Origin of the sequence: Gottfriedia acidiceleris (assembly GCF_004138285.1) — a bacterium.
In the GTDB taxonomy this organism is placed as follows: Bacteria; Bacillota; Bacilli; order Bacillales; family Bacillaceae_G; genus Gottfriedia; species Gottfriedia acidiceleris_A.
On record NZ_SCFN01000003.1, the window covers coordinates 282,239 to 305,038 of the forward strand.

The 22,800-nt window shown below is 33.3% G+C and carries 17 protein-coding genes, 1 pseudogene and 1 riboswitch; of the genes and pseudogenes, 1 reads left to right on the top strand and 17 read right to left on the bottom strand.

All coding sequences use genetic code 11. The features are described from left to right. Positions 1–56 precede the first annotated feature (56 nt). The 13 genes from ymfI to EP747_RS06655 all read right to left on the bottom strand — a co-directional run bounded on the left by ymfI (position 57) and on the right by EP747_RS06655 (position 16,746). Positions 57–785 carry an elongation factor P 5-aminopentanone reductase gene (gene ymfI / locus EP747_RS06595; RefSeq protein ID WP_129689086.1) on the bottom strand — a complete coding sequence of 243 codons (729 nt, stop codon included), beginning with the start codon at positions 783–785 and terminating at the stop codon, positions 57–59. A 186-nt stretch (positions 786–971) separates the two neighbouring features. Continuing rightward, a complete protein-coding gene (gene yfmH / locus EP747_RS06600) occupies positions 972–2,255 on the bottom strand; it encodes an EF-P 5-aminopentanol modification-associated protein YfmH (RefSeq protein ID WP_129689087.1) in 1,284 nt (427 codons plus the stop codon). Further along, entirely contained in the window at positions 2,255–3,526 is a 1,272-nt protein-coding gene (gene yfmF / locus EP747_RS06605; protein WP_419179278.1) for an EF-P 5-aminopentanol modification-associated protein YfmF, read from the bottom strand. Before yfmF ends, yfmH begins: the two co-directional genes overlap by 1 nt. 789 nt (positions 3,527–4,315) lie before the next feature. Further along, positions 4,316–5,263 (bottom strand): ABC transporter permease, encoded by a 948-nt coding sequence (locus tag EP747_RS06610; protein ID WP_129689089.1) that lies wholly within the window; start codon positions 5,261–5,263, stop codon positions 4,316–4,318. A gap of 3 nt (positions 5,264–5,266) precedes the next feature. Continuing rightward, entirely contained in the window at positions 5,267–6,334 is a 1,068-nt protein-coding gene (locus tag EP747_RS06615) for an ABC transporter permease (protein ID WP_129689090.1), read from the bottom strand. Then, positions 6,331–7,854 carry an ABC transporter ATP-binding protein gene (locus EP747_RS06620; protein ID WP_129689091.1) on the bottom strand — a complete coding sequence of 508 codons (1,524 nt, stop codon included), beginning with the start codon at positions 7,852–7,854 and terminating at the stop codon, positions 6,331–6,333. Before EP747_RS06620 ends, EP747_RS06615 begins: the two co-directional genes overlap by 4 nt. A gap of 259 nt (positions 7,855–8,113) precedes the next feature. After that, on the bottom strand, positions 8,114–9,211 hold the full coding sequence (locus EP747_RS06625) for a BMP family lipoprotein (protein WP_205753813.1): 1,098 nt from the start codon (positions 9,209–9,211) through the stop codon (positions 8,114–8,116). Between the two features lie 169 nt (positions 9,212–9,380). Further along, the gene (locus EP747_RS06630; RefSeq protein ID WP_129689093.1) at positions 9,381–10,106 is read right to left on the bottom strand and encodes a GntR family transcriptional regulator; all 726 of its coding nucleotides are present in this window, start codon (positions 10,104–10,106) and stop codon (positions 9,381–9,383) included. 244 nt (positions 10,107–10,350) lie between these two features. Continuing rightward, positions 10,351–10,452, bottom strand: a riboswitch (purine riboswitch). A 60-nt stretch (positions 10,453–10,512) separates the two neighbouring features. Beyond that, positions 10,513–12,903: a DNA translocase FtsK gene (locus EP747_RS06635; protein ID WP_129689094.1), complete on the bottom strand. Its 2,391-nt coding sequence runs from the start codon at positions 12,901–12,903 to the stop codon at positions 10,513–10,515. 123 nt (positions 12,904–13,026) lie between these two features. Further along, a complete protein-coding gene (locus EP747_RS06640) occupies positions 13,027–13,239 on the bottom strand; it encodes a YlzJ-like family protein (protein WP_025568559.1) in 213 nt (70 codons plus the stop codon). Beyond that, complete coding sequence (locus EP747_RS06645; protein ID WP_235832781.1) at positions 13,236–13,919, bottom strand: ClpP family protease; 684 nt, start codon at positions 13,917–13,919, stop codon at positions 13,236–13,238. Before EP747_RS06645 ends, EP747_RS06640 begins: the two co-directional genes overlap by 4 nt. A gap of 168 nt (positions 13,920–14,087) precedes the next feature. Beyond that, the gene (locus EP747_RS06650; RefSeq protein WP_129689096.1) at positions 14,088–15,758 is read right to left on the bottom strand and encodes a ribonuclease J; all 1,671 of its coding nucleotides are present in this window, start codon (positions 15,756–15,758) and stop codon (positions 14,088–14,090) included. Positions 15,759–16,134: 376 nt separating this feature from the next. Beyond that, positions 16,135–16,746 (bottom strand): hypothetical protein, encoded by a 612-nt coding sequence (locus tag EP747_RS06655; RefSeq protein WP_129689097.1) that lies wholly within the window; start codon positions 16,744–16,746, stop codon positions 16,135–16,137. Positions 16,747–17,593: 847 nt separating this feature from the next. On the opposite strand from EP747_RS06655, the gene EP747_RS06660 reads away from it, so the two are divergent. Then, positions 17,594–19,126, top strand: coding sequence for a multicopper oxidase family protein (locus tag EP747_RS06660; RefSeq protein ID WP_129689098.1), 1,533 nt, complete (start codon positions 17,594–17,596; stop codon positions 19,124–19,126). Between the two features lie 94 nt (positions 19,127–19,220). On the opposite strand, the gene dapA is transcribed toward EP747_RS06660, so the two are convergent. The 4 genes and pseudogenes from dapA to spoVFB form a co-directional block, all read right to left on the bottom strand. Further along, entirely contained in the window at positions 19,221–20,114 is an 894-nt protein-coding gene (dapA, locus tag EP747_RS06665) for a 4-hydroxy-tetrahydrodipicolinate synthase (RefSeq protein ID WP_129689099.1), read from the bottom strand. A 20-nt stretch (positions 20,115–20,134) separates the two neighbouring features. Further along, complete coding sequence (gene dapG, locus EP747_RS06670) at positions 20,135–21,364, bottom strand: aspartate kinase (RefSeq protein WP_129689100.1); 1,230 nt, start codon at positions 21,362–21,364, stop codon at positions 20,135–20,137. 25 nt (positions 21,365–21,389) lie between these two features. Beyond that, positions 21,390–22,433, bottom strand: coding sequence for an aspartate-semialdehyde dehydrogenase (gene asd, locus EP747_RS06675; RefSeq protein ID WP_129689101.1), 1,044 nt, complete (start codon positions 22,431–22,433; stop codon positions 21,390–21,392). A gap of 183 nt (positions 22,434–22,616) precedes the next feature. Next, positions 22,617–22,800 (bottom strand): annotated as a pseudogene (gene spoVFB / locus EP747_RS06680) (dipicolinate synthase subunit B); the annotation flags it as partial.

The window sequence follows — 22,800 nt, forward strand, 5'->3', positions numbered from 1 at the left end:
GCCATAATATAAAAGGTAAAATATGTGAAATAAATAACTTTCGACTCGAAATTTTACTAAGAAGTATGCCAACCACCGTTTACTCCAAGAATTTGGCCAGTTATATAAGAAGATTGTTCGGAAATTAGGTAATTTACAGTATTCGCAATTTCACTAGGAAGAGCTAAACGATTCATTGGAATTTCATTTGCAATTTCTTTTAAATCTTCTTCACTAAAGGAATTTAACATATTCGTTTTTACGGCACCTGGAGCAACAGCATTTACTTTTATTCCACTTGGCCCTAATTCTTTAGCTAATGCCATTACATAGGCGTTTTGAGCACCTTTTGTAGTTGAATATAATACTTCACATGAAGCACCAATTTGTCCCCATATAGACGAAATAACGACTATACTGCCAGATTTTTTAGCCACCATATTAGGAAGAAAATGATTGACTACCTTGATCAAACTTTTGATATGTAGTTGAGTCATTCGATCAATCTCTTCATCACTTACATCGTTAATCAAACCAAAGATTGAAAAACCAGATGCATAAACAATTGAATCGATTTTATCAATGATTTGTGATGTTAACATTTCAACTCCATTTTTAACTGATAAGTCAGCTTGAACGAATTGGCAATTTACGTCAATCTCATTAGCCAATTCGAACAGTTCATTAAGTGGCTCTTTCTTACTGTTATAATGGACAACTAAATCATATTTTTCATTGATTAATTTTTTCGAAATTGCTAAGCCAATGTCACCACTAGCTCCAATTACTAGAATTCTTTTTCTCATTTATTATAATCTCCATTTATTCGAGGTTTTAATGCAGGCTTAAAGAGTATTAAGAAATATAAAGGTAAAAGAGAAGGGAGGAAAGCTCTTAAAATTTTTTTAATACATATTACACTTAGATTCTTTATAAACCCTTAAATTTTTAAAATTTCAAAAAGCATCCCAAAAAGGATGCTTTTAATTCATTCAATGAGGAAGAACAAAAAATTCACTCATAAAGTCTTCATTTATTAGATGACTAGCACTTTCTTTTAGATCCTCTACAGAAATAGATTGTAACACAGATACGATGTCAAATAAATGCATATCTAAGAACGCGTATCGAGTAAATTGGTTAGCGATATATTCTGGAGAATTTAATGAGCGTAAGAATCCGCCAATTTTCTTTTTAACTACGCGATCGACAATTTCTTTTTCCCACTGATGATTTTTTGAGTCTAATAATACTTCTTTTATTTTTTCAGAAAGTTTTTCAGGTGAAGTAGAATCTCCTCCTATGATTGCAAAAGCAAAACCATTTTCTGCAGAGTAATCATATGAGAATGTATCATCGATTAAACCATCTTCATACATTTGTTGATACGTATTTGAGCCTTTGCCAAATAAATAATCAAGTAATACCGAAATTGATAATTCATGTTTTAATAATTCGCTTCCACCTTTAGGTGCGGAAAAGTCTTTCACACCAACTAGTACTTTCGATGATTGTACATTCATATGTAACACTTTTTTCTTTTCTGCAGATTCAGGAGTTTCTTCTGGGAAAAATCTCTTTATTTCATTTGCATCTTTGAAAGTTTTTTTGCTTTGGTTGTCTCTAATTAAATTCATTGTTTTATCAGGGTCTATTGGACCTACAACAAAAAACAACATATTACTTGGGTGATAAAAAGTTTCGTAACAAGTATAAAGTAATTCTTTTGTAATTTTTGAAATTGATTCAACCGTACCAGCAATATCTGTTCTAACAGGATGTTTACCATATAAATTTGCAATCATCCCAAAATATTGTCTCCAATCAGGGTTATCTTCGTACATTTTAATTTCTTGACCAATGATCCCTTTTTCTTTTTCAACACTTTGATCAGAAAAATATGGATCTTGAACAAAATCAATTAGAGTCATTAAATTTTGTTCTACATTATTCGTTGCTGAAAATAAATAAGCAGTTCGTGTAAAACTTGTAAACGCATTAGAAGAGGCTCCTTGTTTACTAAAAACCTGGAATACATCCCCATCTTTCTTTTCAAACAATTTGTGCTCTAAAAAATGAGCAATCCCATCTGGTACAACTAATTTTTCATCTTTTCCTAAAGGAATAAATTCAGAATCAATTGAACCGTATTTAGTTGTAAAGGTCGCATATGTTTTGTTGTAGCCTTGTTTAGGAAGAATATATACTTTTAATCCGTTTTCAAGCTCCTCGAAATAAAGCGTTTCATTCAATTGTTCAAAATACTTTTTTTCCATTATGCTCCCTCCTGACCTTTTAAGAAATAAGTTGTGTGAAGTTTAATTTTATTAGCTACAGCTACAATTTCATCTTTAGTAACTTTTTCGATTTCAGGGAACCAGTCCTCGATCGGGCGTTCATTTCCCGCAGCTTGGTCATTGAATAATGTTTCAATGATTCCATAAGCAGTGTCCATACTTTCTAGTAGACTGTTTTTAATCACTAATTTTGTTTGACCAATTTCCTCATCAGTGAAATTTCCCTTTTTCATTTCTTCAAGTTGTTCAGCAATAATTGTTGTTGCTTTATCATAATTTTCACTAGCTATACCAGACATGACCATTAAAATTGATTTATGACTTTCAAAACGAGAAGTAGCATAGTATGCTAAGCTATTTTTTTCTCGAACATTGATAAATAATTTTGAATGAGAGAAACCGCCAAAAAGACCATTAAATACTTGAAGTGCAAAGTAATCTGGATCTTTAATCGAAATCCCAGTAGTATAACCGATGTGTAGTTTAGCCTGATTTAGTTTTTGCTCTTCTATTACTTCATTAGGAGAATCGGCTGGCGTTGCTTTTGTTGTATCAACTGTTAATTTTCCATTAGTTGTGTTTCTAAAGTTCTCTTCAACTAATTGTTTACATTGGTCAAATGCAACATCTCCAACTATATAAAGATCAATTAAATCTTGTTGCAAAGCTTTTTCATAGTACTTATAAAGTGACTCAGCTGTAATTGAATTGACATCTTCTGTCTTTCCATTCGCAAGTAAGGCATAAGGTTCATCTTTAAACATTTCTTCCACTAGTCGTTGATTTGCATATTTCAATTTATCATCATTAATGGACTGAATTCGTTGTACTTGTGTTCTTTTTTGAGTTTCAACATGCTTAGCTGAAAATACCCCATTTTCTAAAAATGGATTTTGCCAAATAGAAGCAATAAGCAATAGCGCTTCATTCAATAATGAACCTTGATTTGAAAGGTATTTTTCATTTGCAATGTCAATTGTAAATGACATAACATGATAATCACCTTTTTTTGATACGTCTACAAAAAAGGTCGCCCCATATAATTCTTCTAATTTTCTTCTAATTTCACCATTGGTAGGAAGATCTTTTGTTCCACTCTGCAATACATAAGGTAAAATTCCGCGATATGATACAGTTTCTTCTTCAAGTTTTCCACGTACTTTTAATGTAATCGAATTTGTTTTAAACTTTTCAGTTGTTACCACATGTAGTTTAATACCGTTAATATCACTATTTTTGTACTGTAACAAATTCAAATTGAACCCTCCTTAGACAAATACTATTTACTCATATTTATTTCCAATATCTTCATTGTATCTCTAATTTTACCAAAAATAAAACCTACTGCTTAGTTTACCCAAAATAATTAAAAAGAAGCTCTAATTTTAAGACGTCTAAGGATGTCGAAAAGTCGATAGCCATTTTTTTAATTCCATTATCTGTCTTTTAAAATAAGTACTTCGTCGATTTACACTCCAGGATGCTCCCTTTCCGTGGAGAGAGAGGTGAGCCTCCTCTGCACGCCTGTGGGGTCTCGCCCTTCCCTCTTTTCCCACAGGAGTCTCGCACCTGACGTTCCAATCATTTCCTAAATATAAATGTAAAATCTTAAAACCAATAATCATTAAACAATGTCTTTTCTTTTTATTCATTTAAACCGATTAAGTCTTCATCTCTTGATAACTTTTGTAACCTCAAATAGCTGAGGTATCATGATGTTAACAAATTCCAAAGAACACCAAAATGAAGTTATTTGTATGCCTTGAGGAATTAGTTCTTGAAAATCATCTTCTTCATAAAATGGATCAATACACTGATTTATCGTTTATTCTAAAAAACTTCCAATTTATCAGAATCTTCTATGGATGTGTTGTATATATTTTAATCAATTTTGAAAAACACGAATTATAATTTAACTTTCTTGAAAAAGTTGAGTGGTAATCAATAACAACGATATTATTCGTAATTAATTGACAACATCCTTTTAAACAGAATAAAAAAAGCTTCCTAATTAAATAGGAAGCTTCAAAAACAATTATTTATCGTTTACCTTTTTCATATGCAACACCAACTGATTTTGGTGCTTGAGATGTTTTTGAGAATATAACTAATGCGATTAAAGTTACTACGTATGGGAATAACTTTAATGCTAATGGTGGTATATGAGCTAAACTTGGAATAACTTGCGATACATTGGCAATTGTTGTAGCTACACCAAAGAATAATGTCGCTGCTAAAATACCAAGTGGTTTCCACTGTCCAAAAATTAATGCAGCAATTGCTAAGAAACCAAGACCTGCAACACTTCCTGTAAATTCGCCAGAGTATGTTACTAAAATAATTGCTCCACCTAATCCAGAAAATGCACCAGAAATAATAACACCAAGGTAACGAATACGGTATACGTTAATACCTGCTGCATCAGCTGCTTGTGGGTATTCACCACATGCACGTAGACGTAAGCCTAAACGAGTTTTATAAAGTATAAATGTACTAATGATTAGAATTCCGATTACTAACCATGTTGTAGAATACGTGTTTTTAAACAATAAATCTCCGAGAATTGGAATGTCCTTTAAGACTGGAATATCAGTACGTGTAATACCGTTAATACTGATGTTTCCTGATCCAGTAATATTTCTTGCTAAGAAAATTGTTAAAGCACCTGCAATCATATTAATTGCGATACCACTAATTACTTGATCTGCGTGTAAATTTATACTTGCAAAAGCATGTAGTAAAGAAAATAAAGCACCTGTAAGAACTGCCACAAGAATTCCTACCCAGATTACCCAAACTTCACCTTGATGAGTTTCTTGAAGTTTTGAAATTGTCAAGGCACTAGCGAAACCACCAACAACCATTAAACCTTCTAAACCAATATTTACGACACCGCTTCGCTCAGAAAATAAACCACCTAATGCTACGATTAATAATGGAATCGTATAGGCAATTGCATATGGGAAAATTTGTATAATTAAATCCATGCCTTATTTCACCTTCTCTCCTACATTGCTGTTTTTGTACTTGCGTGATTTGGATACTCGATCTATAACTTTTTTAATTAAAATACTAGTTGCTGAGAAATAAATAATGATTGCAATGATAACATCAGCAATATCTGGTGGAATTGAAGTCATTGCACTCATAAAGCCTTTACCAGAATATAATAGTCCAAAGAAAATAGCTGAGAAAAATACGCCAATCGGTGTATTCATTCCTAAAAGGGCCACGGCAATTCCGTCGAATCCTTCGGTAGGTAAAACACCTATTTGAATTAGTGATGCATTACCAGCGAATTGAACAACACCTGCTAACCCAGCAAGTCCACCTGAAATCATCATTGATAAAATAACATTTCTATTTACTGAAATACCCGCGTATTCAGCAGCACTACGGTTGTAACCTACAGCTTTTAATTCATACCCTAATACTGTACGATTAATAATAAATGAAACAACGATTACCATAATAACGGCGATAAATAAACCGAAGTTAATATATGAACCACCAAATAAATTTGATAAAAATGGCATTTTTAATGTCGCAGCATCTGCAAGCATTTTTGACTCTGTTTCAGTACTACCTTTAAAATATTGTGGTACTAAATAATAAACAGTCCAGTATGCAATCCAGTTCATCATAATCGTAGAAACTACTTCGTGAACATTGAACTTAGCTTTTAGTAGTCCTGGAATAAATGCCCAAGCTGCACCTGCAATAAAGGCTACAATTACCATAATCGGAACTAGGATTAGAGTAGGTAAATCGACAGTTAATCCTACTGCTGAAGCACAAAATCCTGCGAAAAGCATTTGACCAGCTGCACCAATATTAAATAAACCTGTTCTGAATGCAAATGCAACAGAAAGTCCTGTTAAAATTAACGGAGTAGCAGTAGCAAATGTATTACCAATACGCTCCGGATCTTTTAATCCACCTTGGAATAAATAAGTAAACCCTTCAACTGGATCATTACCTGTTACAAAAATTAATAAAGCTCCAGCTAGTAAACCTAATACTACGGCAATTAAAGAAATGATTCCTCCCTTTTTCATGCCCCTTCACCTCTCCTTATACCAGCCATCATTAATCCTAACTCATCTTCATTTGTGTCTTTGGCATTAACGATATCAACGATTTCACCAGCATTTACGATTGCAATGCGGTCAGATAAATTAAGAACTTCATCTAGCTCTAACGAGATTAGTAGAACAGCTTTTCCACTATCTCTTTGCTCTATTAATCTCTTGTGAATATACTCAATCGAACCAACATCCAATCCACGTGTTGGCTGACATGCAATTAATAACTCAGGCTTAAGTTCAATTTCGCGACCAATGATTGCTTTTTGCTGGTTTCCTCCAGACATTGATTCAACGACTGTTTTAGCACCTTCACCAGAGCGTACATCGAATTCTTCAATGATTTTCTTTGCATGTTTGGCAATCGCAGCTTTATCTAAAATTCCATATTTAGAGAATGGTTCTTGATTATAAATCTCTAGAACAACGTTTTCTTCAATTGTATATTCAAGAACAAGTCCTCTTTTTTGACGATCCTCTGGAATATGTGCAATACCGCTTTTAATTCGCTCGCGTATACTGTGTTTTGTAATATCTTGATTTTTTAATAAAATAGTACCTTCTTCAATCGGTCTTAACCCTGTAATTGCTTCAACAAGTTCAGATTGTCCATTTCCTTCTACTCCAGCAATCCCAACGATTTCACCTGCTCGAACTTGAAGAGTAGCATTTTTTAAACCTAAAACTTTTTTATTATTTTTGACACTTAAATTATTTACATCTAGTACAACTTCACCAGGTTTGGATTCTACCTTATCTACCTTGAAAGACACCTGACGTCCGACCATCATAGATGCCATTTCAGATTCAGAAGTTTGTTTTACATCAACAGTACCAATGTATTTTCCGTGACGAATTACTGTACATTGATCTGCAACAGCTTTAATTTCTTTTAATTTATGAGTAATGATAATGATTGACTTGCCTTCATTAATTAAATTTTTAATAATCTTCATTAAATCTTGTATCTCTTGTGGAGTAAGTACAGCTGTTGGCTCATCTAGGATTAGTACTTCAGCATTACGGTATAAAGTTTTTAAAATTTCGACTCTTTGTTGCATCCCTACTGTAATATCTTCAATCTTTGCATATGGATCTACATTTAATCCGTAAGTTTTAGAAAGCTCTTCAATACGTTTTGCTGCAGTCTTGATATCTACTACTAGACCCTTTTTAGGTTCAAGACCTAGAATAATATTTTCTGTTACAGTAAAATTTGAAACTAATTTAAAATGTTGGTGAACCATTCCGATTCCTAGTTCATTTGCAACATTTGGATTTGAAATTTTAACTTCTTTACCTTTTACTTTTATAATTCCTTTTTCAGGTGTGTACATTCCAAAAAGGACGGACATTAAAGTTGATTTCCCTGCTCCGTTTTCACCTAATAAAGCATGAACTTCCCCTTTTTTTAATCGTAGTGTAATATTATCATTCGCTATAATGCCAGGAAACTCTTTTGTTATATTTAGCATCTCCACTACATATTCCATAATTTTCCTCCTTGATATTACGAAGTCATTTATTTTTAAAGTTTTACTTGATTTCGAAATATTTTTCTATATTTTTTATTTAGGGAGGGCTTTACTCTCTCACCCGATAGTCACGCCCTAATCAATTGGAAACTTTACCAATATAAGTGCTTACAATTGATTAAGGCATGAAAGCCAAAATCATTTTTAGGGTAGAAGAAGCATATAAAAGGGTTTCCTTTCCTATGCTTCTTCTATCATTTATTAATTGGAAGTTTAATTACTTAATTAAATTTCCTCTTTCACTTGCTACTACAATTTCACCAGACTTAATTTTGTTAAATACATCTTCAACTTTTGTTAAAGTATCAGAACTTAAGTTTGGATTTTCTTTTGGTAAACCAATACCATCATTTTTTGCATCGTAAGTTAAAGTTTGTCCACCAGGGAATTTTTTATCTTTTTCAGCTTTTACCATATCAGAAGCTGCTTTAGCTACACCTTTCATAGCTGAAGTTAAAATTACTGATTTGTTATCTTTATAAACACCATCAGAGTATTGATCTACGTCAACACCAACAACCCATGCTTCTTTACCACTAGCTACTCTGTTTTTAGCTTCAGTTATAGCACCTTGTCCTACTCCACCTGCTGCAGAGAAAATTGCTTTTACGCCACGGTCATACATTTGAGCTGCAATTTGCTGACCTGCTGCTTTGTCTGTAAAGCTTCCAGAATATACTACGTTATTAGCTTTTAAAGAAATGCTTGTTCCAAGTTTTTCGTTTGCATATTTAATACCTTGTTGGAATCCCCAGTTATATTTTTGAACTGCTGGAATTTCCATACCACCGATAAATCCAACATCACCAGTCTTTAATTGAACTGCTGTTGCAATACCAGCTAGGTAGCCAGCTTCATGTTCTGAGAAGAAAATTGAAACTGTGTTTTTCTTTACATCTGGAGTATAGTCTTTAGCAGAGTGTGGTGTACCATCGATAATTACAAATTTGTCATCTTTATATTTATCTTGTGCTTTAAAAATCGCTGTTTCAAATTTAAAACCTGGAGTAACGATAAATTTAAAGCCCGCATCATTTAAGTTTCCGATTTCTTTTAAGTAATCTGCTTCAGTTTCACCAGCAGGTTTTAAGTATTTTGTATCTTGCTTAAGATTGAAACCTAAATCTTTAGCTCCAGCTTGGATCCCTTCCCAAGTACCTTGGTTAAATGACTTATCATCAATTGTACCCGAGTCAGTTACCATCCCTACTTTAAATGCGCCTTTTGCGTCTTTTGTATCTCCACCTTTACCACAAGCACCTAAAATTGTACCTGCTGCTAAGGCCATTGAAAGAACAAGACCAGCTTTTTTCATCTTCATAAAAATTTTGCCCCCTTAAATTTTTATTTACATTTGTACTAGCTTGGTTTATAATCGTTATCTTAACGATCCACCTCCCTAATAATTTAATGAAATTTCAGTAAACAATATTTGAAAACCAGCCAAAACTTATTTTTCGTAAATATAATTTTGGCTATGCAATTTAATTTCGTTTTCTTAAAACATTAAAACTGAACTGATCCGCTCTGAAGTAATTATAAGAATGTAAAACTGCACGGTTTAAATCGTCAAAATGTAACTGTTCGATTAATAATAATGAAACATCTGGTTCACACTGTAATAAAGGAGAAACTTTATCGTGGTAACCTATTGGTTCAATTCTTGCACTTGAATATTCGATATTTCGTCCAGTTTCTTTTTTAATGAATGAAAAGAACGAATGATCTTCATATGATGGAACCTGTTTAAAATAATTAGTCGGTAATTTATCAATGCAATAAACTACAGGTTCACCATTTGCTGTTCGAATTCTTTCTACTACGTGCATACGATCATCTTCTGTGATTGTGAAGCTTTTTAAATCATCTTTCGTAGGAACTAATAGTTTAGAAGATAAGAAGATTGTACCGGGTTCTTTACCTGCATCTACAATCATTTCTGAGACACTACTTAATTGTTCAATGCCTGTCCTAAAAATTGGTTTCGGTTTCACAAATGTCCCGACTCCGTGTCTTCTAACTAAGATATTTTCTTCTTCTAAAACTCTTAATGCTTCTCTTAATGTTGCTCTGCTTACTCCAAATATTTTAGATAACTCATACTCTGATGGTAACTTATGATGTGGCAAATAAATACCATTCTCAATATCTTGTTTTATTCGATCCATCACTTGGAGATAAAGTAATCTGGTGTCTGTTTTAATCTTCATTTCCCATCCCCCAAACTTCGGATTTCAGACATCAGTTGTTAGACATCTGTCGTATAATCCTTCTTTACTATACTGTTATTTTTTACTCATTTCAACACTTTTTTGTAAACGCTTTATTTTTTATTACGTTAATGAATCATTTTTCATATTTAACATAAAAAAAACTCTTATAATCTACAGTTCCACTTAGTGAAAAAGCTAGATTATAAGAGTTTTTGATTTCGTAAATATAAATCATTTCTCCATAATAATGCTTTTTCCCCATAGTATTGCAAATATTGGTTGCAATGTAGAAACTTCCGACCCATCATGTCGATATTATATGAGGACTATCAATTTATCTGAAGAAATAATATCATTCTATGTCTAAAAATGTCAATAATGTTTCGACAATTTTTTCTTTTTGTTAAGACAAGGCTTGCTCATCTTCCACTGGTTTACTAATTAATACTTCCCTAGGTTTACTACCTTCATACGGACCGACTATACCATTATCTTCCATAGCATCAATTAATCTGGCGGCTCTTGTATATCCAATTCTAAATCTTCTTTGTAGTAGTGATACCGAGGCTGATTGCATATTTGTTACTAACTCAACAGCTTCATTATAAAGATCATCATTCACTTCGGATTTCCCATCTTTTTCCTCTTTTACCATCATTTCTTCTTGGTATTGAGCCTTTTGTTGAGAGATTGAAAACTCGACTACTCTTTCAACTTCATCATCGGATAAAAATGCTCCTTGTACTCGTATTGGTTTAGATGCACCAATTGGTTGATATAACATATCTCCTCTTCCTAATAGTTTTTCTGCTCCACCAGTATCAAGTATTGTACGAGAATCTGTTTGAGAAGATACACTAAAAGCAATTCGAGAAGGTATATTTGCTTTAATAACACCAGTGATAACGTCTACTGACGGTCTTTGTGTAGCAATAATTAAGTGAATACCCGCTGCACGAGCCATTTGAGCTAATCTAGTGATGGAATCTTCCACGTCACTCGAAGCTACCATCATTAAGTCAGCTAACTCATCAACAATCACGACAATAAATGGTAATAAAGGTTGTTTCGAATCAGTCATCGAATTATTTTGTTTAGTTAATTCGTTATAACCCTCGATATTTCTAGTACCTGAATGAGAAAAAAGCTCATATCTTCTTTCCATTTCACTAACAACTTTTCGTAACGCTTGTGAAGCCTTTTTAGGATTTGTTACAACCGGAGTTAGCAAATGAGGAATACCATTATAATTATTCAATTCAACCATCTTCGGATCGATTAACATTAGCTTTACTTCAGATGGTTTTGCATTCATTAGGATACTAACAATGATTCCATTTATACATACACTTTTCCCACTACCTGTCGCCCCAGCTACTAGTAAATGCGGCATTTTATTAAGCTCTGCAAATACAGCATCACCGGCAATATCTTTTCCTAACGATACAGCTAATGGATTTTGTAATTTTGGATTTTTTGCTTCGAGAACTTCTCTTAGTAATACAGTCGTTACATTCGTATTAGGAACTTCAATTCCAACCGCAGATTTACCAGGAATCGGAGCTTCAATTCGAATGTCTTTGGCTGCAAGTGCAAGTGCTAAATCATCACTAAGATTTACAATACGACTAACCTTAACCCCTGCTTCAGGATATACTTCATATTTTGTTACAGCAGGTCCATGATGTACTTTTGTTACTGTAGCCTTTACACCGAAACTTTGAAATGTTCTTTCAAGCTTGTCCGCATTTTCCTTTAATTTAGATTCATTTTCACGTTTTTTAGCGCCTTTTGGGTAGGCTAATAAATCCATTGATGGTAATACGTAATCTACCTTATCATCAATTCCAACTTCTGCAACTGGCAATTCGATTGACTGATCGTCTTCCTCTACAAAATGTGCCTGGAGTTGATTTGAATTATTTGCGATTATCAATTCTGGTTCCTTTGGTGGCTGATATGTAGGAGAATATTCAATTTGAATTTCTTTTTTCGGCTCGATAATCTCATCTTCATATGAATTTTTAACTTGATAATTTAAACTATTACCATTTGACACTTCCTCAACATTATCATTGTCTTCATATGAATCTTTCCTTGCTTTTCTCTTTTGTTTAGCCTCAGCTCGTCTACTAGTAGTTTTTTGTTCACGACCACGTTTCCAGAAATTTGCGAAATCCTTCCAGCTATCTGAAATTAAATTTCTTACTTTTGGCATTATATATTGATATACATAACCACCAAGTGGCTTACCAGTAATAAACAAAATTCCCGCAACAACTGCAATGATTCCAAATAAAATTGCACCGGTTCGATCAAATAAGAAATATAAAACTGCAAAAAGTATCGCTCCAATCATACCTCCACCAAGATCTATCGTACTAATTTTACCTTTGGCTTCAATTAAGAATAAATCTAGCGTACTTTTTATGACAGATTGATCATGAAATTGATTATTTTTTGCTAATAAATCAAATAGAGTAACATGACTAAACATCAATATACTAAAGAAGATTAACAATCCACCAATCGTAATGCTCGAAACAAATGGAGGTCTTTTTCGATAAATTATGCTATATGCAGATAAACCGATTATAAAAAGAAAACTAAGCATGTACCATTCCCCAAAGAAGAATCTCAAGAATAATACAAAGGATTTACCTACAATACCAAGCTTTAAAATAGTTACGATTGATAGTGCTAAAAATATTAATCCACTAATTTCATACCATATTGAACCATTGCCACTTACTGATTTTCGAGCTTTTGACTTTTGCTGCTTCTGCTTTGCCATGTAATTCACCCCCATCTAAATTTGCAGATTCGCCAAAGAAAGCAGCCTTTTGGCTGCTTTCTTAAATTGAATTTATTATAACATATCAGAACATATGTTTACCATGTATTGTTAATAATTACCTCAAGTTGGAAGAACTAAAATTCTTTGACCAGGTGTATATTGCATAAAATGCTGCGGATCGGTACTTACAATTCTTTTAATTTCAAAAGCTGTACCCCCAACACTATCAACCAACATTGGAACACCATTGTATTCCAAAAACTGCTGCGATGTGTATTCTTGTTGATCAACAGGAAAAATCGATTCAATTGGCATTATTGTATAAAGAATCAAAATTCATTCTCCTCTTTATTTGACTTTTCTTTTCGTTCGTCAATTAATTCCTGCAATTTACTTAGTGCTTGCCCAATCCCACCTACATCATCAATTAGTCCATATTTTACTGCATCTCCACCGACTACATTTGAGCCAATATCTCTTGTTAAATTACCTTTTGTAAACATTAATTCCTTGAAACGTTCTTCCGTAATATTTGAATGCTTCGTAACAAAACGAGTTACCCTTTCTTGCATTTTATCAAGATATTCAAACGTTTGAGGTACACCAATTACTAATCCAGTTAGACGAATTGGATGGATCGTCATTGTTGCCGTTTCAGCAATATATGAATAGTCAGTACTTACTGCAATTGGTACTCCGATACTATGTCCACCGCCTAAAACGATTGATACTGTAGGTTTCGTTAATGTCGCAATCATTTCTGATATTGCAAGTCCTGCTTCCACATCTCCACCGACAGTATTTAGAACAATTAATAATCCCTCAATCTTAGGATTTTGTTCAATTGCAACTAATTGCGGGATTAAATGTTCATATTTAGTTGTCTTATTTTGAGGTGGCAATGCTACATGCCCTTCAATTTGACCAATTATCGTTAGACAATGGATTTTTGAATCATTGCTTGCTGGAACATTTGTTTGTCCTAACTGCTGAATTTTTTCAACAATGCTCATATCCTTTTGATCATTTGGCTTTGGAGGTGCTTCTTCGTTTGGAATAGGTGTTTCATTATTTGAATTTGTCAAAACGGTTCCCCCTATCATTTTTCATACAAGTTAGTATGTGAAAATAATAAGGAAATCATACCCATATTGGAATAAGAAGTACCTAACCATTTAAAATTATACTTCCATTAATATTGGAAGAATCATTGGTCTTCTTTTTGTTTCTTCATATAAGTAAGCGCTTAATCCATCTCTAATTGAATTTTTTAATAATGTCCATTCAATTTGATCGTTCTGTAACATTTTTTCTGTGATGTCTTTTACAATTTCAGTTGATCTAGTTATTAATTTTTCGGACTCACGAACATATACAAAGCCGCGAGTTATAATTTCTGGACCAGATATGATTGCTTTCTTTTGCTTGTTAAACGTTACCACAACGATTAGTATTCCATCTTGAGAAAGTAACTTACGATCACGTAATACGATATTTCCAACATCACCGACACCTATACCGTCTATTAAAACGTTGCCAACTTCGACTTTTTCAGTTCGAGACGCTTGACCATTTTTAAACGAAACGATGTCCCCTTTTTCAACAATAAAAATATCTTCTTTTGCGATCCCTACTTCTTCTGCAATATGTGAATGTGCTTTTTGCATTCGATATTCACCATGAACTGGTATGAAATATTTTGGCTTCATCAATTCAAGCATTAATTTTAATTCCTCTTCATAGCCATGACCAGATACGTGTACCTTTTTATAGCCATAAATAACATTTGCGCCAGCTCTAAATAATAGATTAACAGAAGATGCAACTAACATTTCATTTCCTGGAATAGGTGTTGCTGCCATTAGTACAGTATCACCTTTTCGAATTGAAACTTGTTTATGCGTACCTTTAGCAATTTTTGAAAGGGCTGCCATCGGTTCTCCTTGTGTACCTGTTGTTAGGATGACAATATCTCTTTCTTTATAATTATCTGTATCAACAACTGAAATCATTAAATCATCAGGAATCGCTAAATAATCTAATTCCTTCGCTATTTCAATCGATTTCATCATACTACTTCCGACTACTGCTAGTTTTCTACCAGCCGCTACACTTGCATTAATAACTTGTTGGATACGATATATATTTGAAGAAAAGCAAGCTACTAAAACTCTTCCTTTTGCATTCATTATTTCTTTTTTAATTTCTTCCGATACTTTCTTCTCAGACCCCGAAAACCCTTGTCTTTCTGCGTTTGTGCTATCAGATAGCAAACATAATACACCTTTATCTCCTATTAATGCTAGTTTGCCTAAATCAGCACCTGGATAAGGACTTTTAGATTGATCAAATTTAAAGTCTCCAGTAAAAACGACCGCACCTTGTGGTGTATTTACACAAAATCCAAATGAATCAGGAATACTATGAGTAGTCCTAAAAAAACTAATTGAACTATTTTCAAATGTTAATAAAGTGGTTTCGTCATATAGTTCAAATTGCTCAAGGTTTTTAATACCCTTTTCACTTAATTTTTCTCTTATAAATAAATAAGCTAATTTATTAGTGTAAAACTTTACCTGTGGAAGTTTATTCATAATATATGGAATCGCACCAATATGATCTTCATGTCCATGTGATATAAAAACACCTACAACTTTATGTGCGTTTTTCTCTAAATAACTTACATCAGGTATGACATGATCTATTCCGTACATTTCTTGGTCAGGAAATTTTAAACCTGCATCTAACACGTAAATCAATTCACCAACTTCGACTATATACATGTTTTTTCCGATTTCTCCTACCCCACCAAGGGCAAAAACTTTTACTTGTTCCTTCATTTCCTTCACCACAACCTGTTCCTCCTAGTTAGTTCTTTAAATTTACAGACCGTTCAAAATCTTACAAACATTATATCCTAGTCCGAACAGGTAAAACAAGATACATTCTTCCTTAAATAGGAAAATCGGATTACTTTGGGTATGAATTTTTAATCAATTATTAACACAATGATATTAATAAAATGAATGGTAACTGATTTCTTCTACAGGTAATAAACTTTATACTACTAATTTTTCGTTCTACAATTATGAATTCCTCTTTTTAATTACCTTCCTTGATCTAAATATAAACCAAAAATAGAAAAACCGATACTTTATTAAGGATCGGTCTTGTTTTGTCTTCAAAGTAAGAAATTAAACTGGATGAAAACTATAATTTATTAAAACTCTAATCCTCTTCATCATTTCCTATCGACTCTTGACTTGAATTTAATTCATCCTGATTAATTCCATCAATTTCTCCAAGAAATGGAATATTGATCACAAAACCGTCTTTACTTTGTTTAATTGTAATGCTTTCATTTGAACTATTTTCAATTGCAATAAATTCGGCTTCGTTACTGTCATCTGCATTGATATCAGTCGAATCACTAGAACTGTCATCACTAGAACTGTCATCACTCATACTACCATCAATTATGCTACTATCAGTGATACTGCTATTAGAAATTGTACTATTAATTATAGTGCTATTCGATATTATACTATTTGTAATCTTGCAATTTGTAATTTTACAATTAGTAATTTTGCAATTAGTAATGATATTACCATTAATACTAACACCATTGAAGCTGCTATTAGCAGATCTGTTTGTACCAAAATTGATTACATTAGCATTGCTATCAGTTGAATTACTTATATTTGAACTGACATTAGTAGTAAGATCAGTTGAATCAGTGTTATTAGTACTAACTTCACTAATAGTTTCATTTGAACTACTACTTTTGTTAGTAGCTTTATAAAAAGGTATACGTTTTCTTCTTGGATCATATGTTGACATCTATATTCCTCTTTCTTTTCCTATAATTAAGGCTAATAAAAATTTTAATATTAAAACATTTATTACTATAGCAACTGTAGATTAGGAATTTAATTAATGTGAAAAGAGCGGACTACTTTGTGAGCATTAGAATAAAATTAAACGTAAACTCAGAAGAAGGTTTGACGTTTGTCTCATTATACTTGTCCGTAATGAAGCGCTAATAATTACATCTACATAGATAGAAATAAAGTTTTTGGACGTGTTCTGTACAAGCAATATATGTGGACAAAGTTAATTTTGAGTATGTATCTACCCAATAGAAAAATTTACAATTTTTACCATATAGATATATGAAGATTTTGAGGTTTAATGTCGTATTCAGTTCAATTGATTAGTAATTTTTTCCTATGCTTCATTCTAGTTTATTGAATTAGAAATTCAGTTACTTGCTAAAAAACAAAAAAACCACTTATAACATCCTAATAAGATGGATCGTACATAAGTGGTTTATTATTTTGTAGTGCTACGTATAATTGGATATTTTTTTAGATTAAGACACATAGCCACAGTTTTAATTGAACTATCAACTACCACTGTAAAAAGAATTCATTAAGCTTTTCCTATCGACCGAATATAATTCCAACAGTTTAAGGATTTTTACTTATTGAATGGTCAATTTTTAGTTAATACAGGAATATGAATAATTTAGAAAAGGAGGATGTGAATGAATTTTAATGAAAGAGAGTCACATAATTTGAACAACATATCCAAACAACATACCAATCCTCCCATTAATAACGGTGTAGATCAATTTAATTCCACATATAGTAACCAATAGAACAATAAGGAAGATCGATCAAAAAAATTGAATCTCACTAAATTCGTAGATGAACTACCCATTCCACCAATTTTAAAGCCTCGCTGGAAAGATCATTTTTATACTTATTATGAAGTAAAGATGACGGAGTTTAAGCAATCGCTCCATAGTGAGTTAAATGACTCAACTGTTTGGGGGTATGAAGGAAGCTATCCTGGACCTACAATTAGAGTAGAAAAAGGTGAAATCGTGTTTATTAAATGGATCAATGATCTCCCAGATAAACACTTGTTTCCTATAGACTATACTGTTCATGGTGCTCATAAAGATGTCCCCCAAGTAAGGACAGTAGTGCATGTACATGGTGCTTGTGTAGAACCTGAAAGCGATGGCTATCCTGAAGCTTGGTTTACAAAAGATTATAAACAGGTTGGACGTTATTTTAGAAAGCAAGTATATCGATACGATAATTGCGATTGTGCATCTACGCTTTGGTACCATGACCATGCACTTGGCATTACAAGGCTTAATATTTATGCTGGTTTAGCAGGGTTCTATCTAATTAGTGATCAGAAGGAAAGTTCATTAAATTTACCGAATGGGAAATATGATGTCCCGCTATTGATACAAGATAAAAGTTTTAATCATGATGGTTCACTTTATTATCCAGAACAACCTGTTCAACCAATCAAAGAACTACAAACGTCTATTATCCCTGAATTTATTGGTGATACAGTGATCGTAAATGGTAAAGTTCACCCTTATTTAAAAGTGGAACCAAGAAAATATCGATTTAGGTTATTAAACGGTTCTAACTCACGCTTTTTTCGAATTAAGCTTGATTCTGGTCAACTTATGTATCAAATCGCAACAGAGGGTGGATTCATGCAGCATCCGATTGGAATAAATGAGCTCATGTTATCACCTGCAGAACGAGCAGAAGTAATCATCGATTTTACTAATCTTGAAGGTAAGAAGATTATTATGCAGAATGATGCTCCTACCCCATTTCCATCTGGAAGACCTGTTGATGAAAATACGGGAACAGTGATGCAATTTAAAGTTACTTTGCCATTATCAAACGTGGATACGAGTATGATACCAGCTAATATGGTGCCCGTTCCAAAAATAAACGAACAGTCTGCATCAATGGAGCGATACTTAACACTAGATCACAAGTTAGATCAGTTTGGACGAGAAATTATGTTATTGGATAATAAACAATGGGATGCCCCCATTTCAGAAAATCCGAAATTGGGAACGATCGAAATATGGTATTTAATTAACTTAACGCCAGATGCTCATCCTATACATCTTCACTTAGTTGATTTCCAAATCTTAGATCGAAGAAACTTTGATGTAGAAAAGTATAAAAAAGATAGGATCATTCATTACACAGATCCACCGACTCCACCAAAGCCACAAGAATGTGGATGGAAAGACACTGTTCAATCTAATCCAAACCAAGTAACTAGAATAATCATGAGGTTTGGGCCATTCACAGGATTATATGTTTGGCACTGTCATATGTTGGAGCACGAGGACTATGAAATGATGAGGCCATTTATTGTGATTCAATAGGGGAATTCGGAATGTTTGTAGATGAGTCCATACATTAATAAAAAACCACTTACACCTTCCAAATTAATCGGATTGTTTGTAAGTGGTTTTGTTATTAATTATTTTGTAATGCTTCGTCTAATTTATTTATTAATATACCGATCGTTGTGCGTTCAGCTTCTGAAAGTGGTACAAGCGGTAAACGAACTCCACCAACATCTAAACCTTTCATTTGTAAAGCTGTTTTGATTGGACCTGGGCTTGGAGCCATGAAGAATCCTTCAAATAATGGTAATAGTTTACGGTGTAAGAATTGTGCTTTAGCCATATCTCCTGTGAAGAAGCTTTCAGCTAATTGCTGCATTTCATTTCCTAACACGTGTGATGCAACTGAAACTGTTCCCTTTGAACCAATTGCAAATGCAGGAAGCGTTAGGCCGTCGTCACCACAATATAATTCAAAATCTTCAGGAGTACGGTCAATAATTTCTGTCATTATGCTTAAGTTACCAGTAGCATCTTTAATTGCAACTACATTCGGAATTTCTGCTAATCTTACAACTGTATCTACAGTAAGGCTGGCAACTGTTCTACCTGGTACATTATATAACATTACAGGCAGTTCAGTACTTTCAGCTGCCGCTTTAAAGTGTTGATAAAGTCCCTCTTGGTTTGGTTTATTATAATAAGGTACAACTACCATTATTGCATCTACACCTAAAGCAGAAACTTTTTTCGTTAATTCAACTGTTTCACGAGTATTATTACTCCCTGTACCCGCGATTACAGGTACTCTTCCATCTGCAGTTGAAACAACATGACTAATTAATGCTAATTTTTCTTCAGAAGTTAGTGTTGGAGATTCTCCAGTTGTTCCACAAACTACGATAGAATCCGTTCCATTCTCAATTAAGTAGTTCACAAGTTTTGTTGTTTTTGCAAAATCAATATTTCCTTTTGAATCAAATGGTGTTACCATCGCTGTTGAAATTTTACCAAATCTACTCATTGTTCCACTCCGATCAAATATTAATCCATTTTAACTGAACTAAGTTCAAATGCATCATGAAGTGCAGTAACCGCTTCGACCATATCTTCATTTTTTACAAGCACCCAAATAGTTGTGTGACTGTCAGCTGATTGTAAAATTTGAATACCTTTTTCAGCTAGTGCAGTTACAATTTTTGAAGTTACGCCAGGTACTCCGGCAATTGCCGCTCCAACTATTGATACTTTTGCACATCCTGTTGTGTATGAAGGCTCATAGCCAATTCCTTTTAATACATCAATCGCTTTTGAAGCAACTTCATCACTTACAGTGTATACTACACCATTAGGTGAGATATTAATAAAGTCTACACTTATACCTTTATTTGCCATTGCTTTAAATACTTGAGAATGTAAATCAAAAGTATGTTCCTTTGAAGTTACTCTAATTTGCGTAACATTCGGTACATGTGCGATCCCTGTAATTAAACGATCTTGAATATTTTCACCAATAATTCGTTGTGTAGGATTCGATGTTACTAGAGTACCTAAACTATTTGAATACGTTGAACGAATTCGAATAGGTACCTTCCCTTGCATCGCGATTTCTACAGCTCTAGGATGAATTACTTTCGCTCCTTGATATGCCATATTACAAATTTCTGCATAAGTAACAACTGATAATGGTCTTGCTTCTTTTACGATCCTTGGATCTGCTGTCATTACGCCCTCAACATCAGTGAAGATTTCGATTGTTTCTGCGCCAACAGCAACCCCAAGTGCAGAAGCAGAAGTATCACTTCCACCTCTACCTAATGTCGTGATATCACCATTAGATGTTGATCCTTGGAATCCTGCGACTACTACAACATCATAGTTTTCTAGCTCTTTAATAAGACGACCACATTTCATATCAAGAATTTTTGCATTTCCAAATTCATCATTTGTTCTGAAACCTGCAGATGCACCTGTCATTGCCATCGCATGAATACCGTTATCATTCAATAAATTTGAAAAAACAATTGATGAAATTGTTTCACCACATGACATTAATAAATCAAGTTCTCTTTGTGTAACCTTACTTTTTTTTGCCCCAACTAAATTTAATAGTGTATCTGTTGCATATGGTTCGCCTTTTCGTCCCATAGCAGAAACAACTACTACTAATTTATATCCTTTTTCTAATGCTTCTTTTATATGCTTAAGTGCGTGCTTTCTTCCATTTTCGTCACGTACTGAAGTCCCTCCAAATTTTTGGACTAATATTTTCATTCTTGCACCTCTCTAGCAGTTTTCACTAAATGATGCTTAACTCAATTAATCTTTCAGCAATTTGCACTGAATTCCAAGCAGCACCTTTTAATAGATTATCTGAAACGATCCATAAATGGAATCCAAATGGATTATCTAGGTCTTTACGGATACGTCCTACAAATACTTCATTACTTCCAATACTGTAAAATGGCATTGGATATAGTTGTTGTTCTGGATCATCTTGTAAAACGATTCCAGGTGCATCACTTAACAGTGATTTTAGTTCAGCTACCGATACTTCTTTATCAACTTCAATGTAAACTGACTCAGAGTGACCAGAAATTACAGGAAGTCTTACACAAGTTGCGCTAATTTGTAATTCAGGTAAATGCATGATTTTTTTAGTTTCATTAATCATTTTCATTTCTTCATAAGTATATCCATTCTCAGTAAATACATCGATTTGTGGAATTGCGTTAAAAGCAATTTGATAATGTTTCTCTCCACTTTTTACCGGTAATACTGATGGAGTTGCTTCTTCACCATTTAAGAATGCTTGCGCTTGTTCCTTTAAGGCTTCAATTGCTGTAACTCCAGCACCAGAAACGGCTTGGTAAGTTGAAACTACTACTTTATTTAAACCAATTGATTGACGAATTGGTTCTAGGGCAACAACCATTTGGATTGTTGAACAGTTAGGATTTGCAATAATACCTTTATGATTAAATAAATCTTTGTCATTTACTTCAGGTACAACTAAAGGTACATCTTCAGCCATTCTAAATGCACTAGTGTTATCTACTACTACTGCCCCTCTTTTAACTGCTTCAGGAGCTAGTTCTTTTGATACTGAGCCACCAGCACTAAATAAAGCAATATCTACACCTTCAAAAGCTTCAGGAGTAGCTTCTTGAACGATTACTTCTTCACCTTTATATGTTAATTTTGTTCCTGCAGAACGTTTTGAAGATAAATATTTAATTTCTTTTACTGGAAAATTTCTTTTCTCTAATGTTGCAATCATTTGTTGTCCAACTGCTCCAGTTGCACCTACTACAGCTACTACATAACTTTGTTTATTCCCCACTTTTTTTGCACCATCCCTGTTTTCACTTTTATTAAATAGTTTACGTCAAATGAAGTTTATATTCAAAGGTTTTCGCTTGAATAATTCTTTTCATAGTAACGAGTATGTATCCTAATGACACATACTCAATTTTCTTCATTCTAACATAGAAAAAATAATTCAGTCCTATTTTTTCTAAAATATTTATTGGAGATCGCGATATTTTTCAACTAAAACAGGTTGAAGTTGTTTTCCTTCAATAGAAGATTTCACTGTATCAAGTAATGAATCCATTCTTGCCACTAATGAATTCGGTTTTTTAATTGGATCATCTTGACCAAAGGGAATAAAATAGATATTTTTTGTACTCATTAAACGCATTAAATTA

Coding starts and splice junctions, on each gene's coding strand:
- ymfI (WP_129689086.1), bottom strand. CDS start 785: ATGAGAAAAAGAATTCTAGTAATTGGAGCTAGTGGTGACATTGGCTTA.
- yfmH (WP_129689087.1), bottom strand. CDS start 2,255: ATGGAAAAAAAGTATTTTGAACAATTGAATGAAACGCTTTATTTCGAG.
- EP747_RS06610 (WP_129689089.1), bottom strand. CDS start 5,263: ATGGATTTAATTATACAAATTTTCCCATATGCAATTGCCTATACGATT.
- EP747_RS06615 (WP_129689090.1), bottom strand. CDS start 6,334: ATGAAAAAGGGAGGAATCATTTCTTTAATTGCCGTAGTATTAGGTTTA.
- EP747_RS06620 (WP_129689091.1), bottom strand. CDS start 7,854: ATGGAATATGTAGTGGAGATGCTAAATATAACAAAAGAGTTTCCTGGC.
- EP747_RS06625 (WP_205753813.1), bottom strand. CDS start 9,211: ATGAAAAAAGCTGGTCTTGTTCTTTCAATGGCCTTAGCAGCAGGTACA.
- EP747_RS06630 (WP_129689093.1), bottom strand. CDS start 10,106: ATGAAGATTAAAACAGACACCAGATTACTTTATCTCCAAGTGATGGAT.
- EP747_RS06635 (WP_129689094.1), bottom strand. CDS start 12,903: ATGGCAAAGCAGAAGCAGCAAAAGTCAAAAGCTCGAAAATCAGTAAGT.
- EP747_RS06645 (WP_235832781.1), bottom strand. CDS start 13,919: ATGAGCATTGTTGAAAAAATTCAGCAGTTAGGACAAACAAATGTTCCA.
- EP747_RS06655 (WP_129689097.1), bottom strand. CDS start 16,746: ATGTCAACATATGATCCAAGAAGAAAACGTATACCTTTTTATAAAGCT.
- dapA (WP_129689099.1), bottom strand. CDS start 20,114: ATGAGTAGATTTGGTAAAATTTCAACAGCGATGGTAACACCATTTGAT.
- dapG (WP_129689100.1), bottom strand. CDS start 21,364: ATGAAAATATTAGTCCAAAAATTTGGAGGGACTTCAGTACGTGACGAA.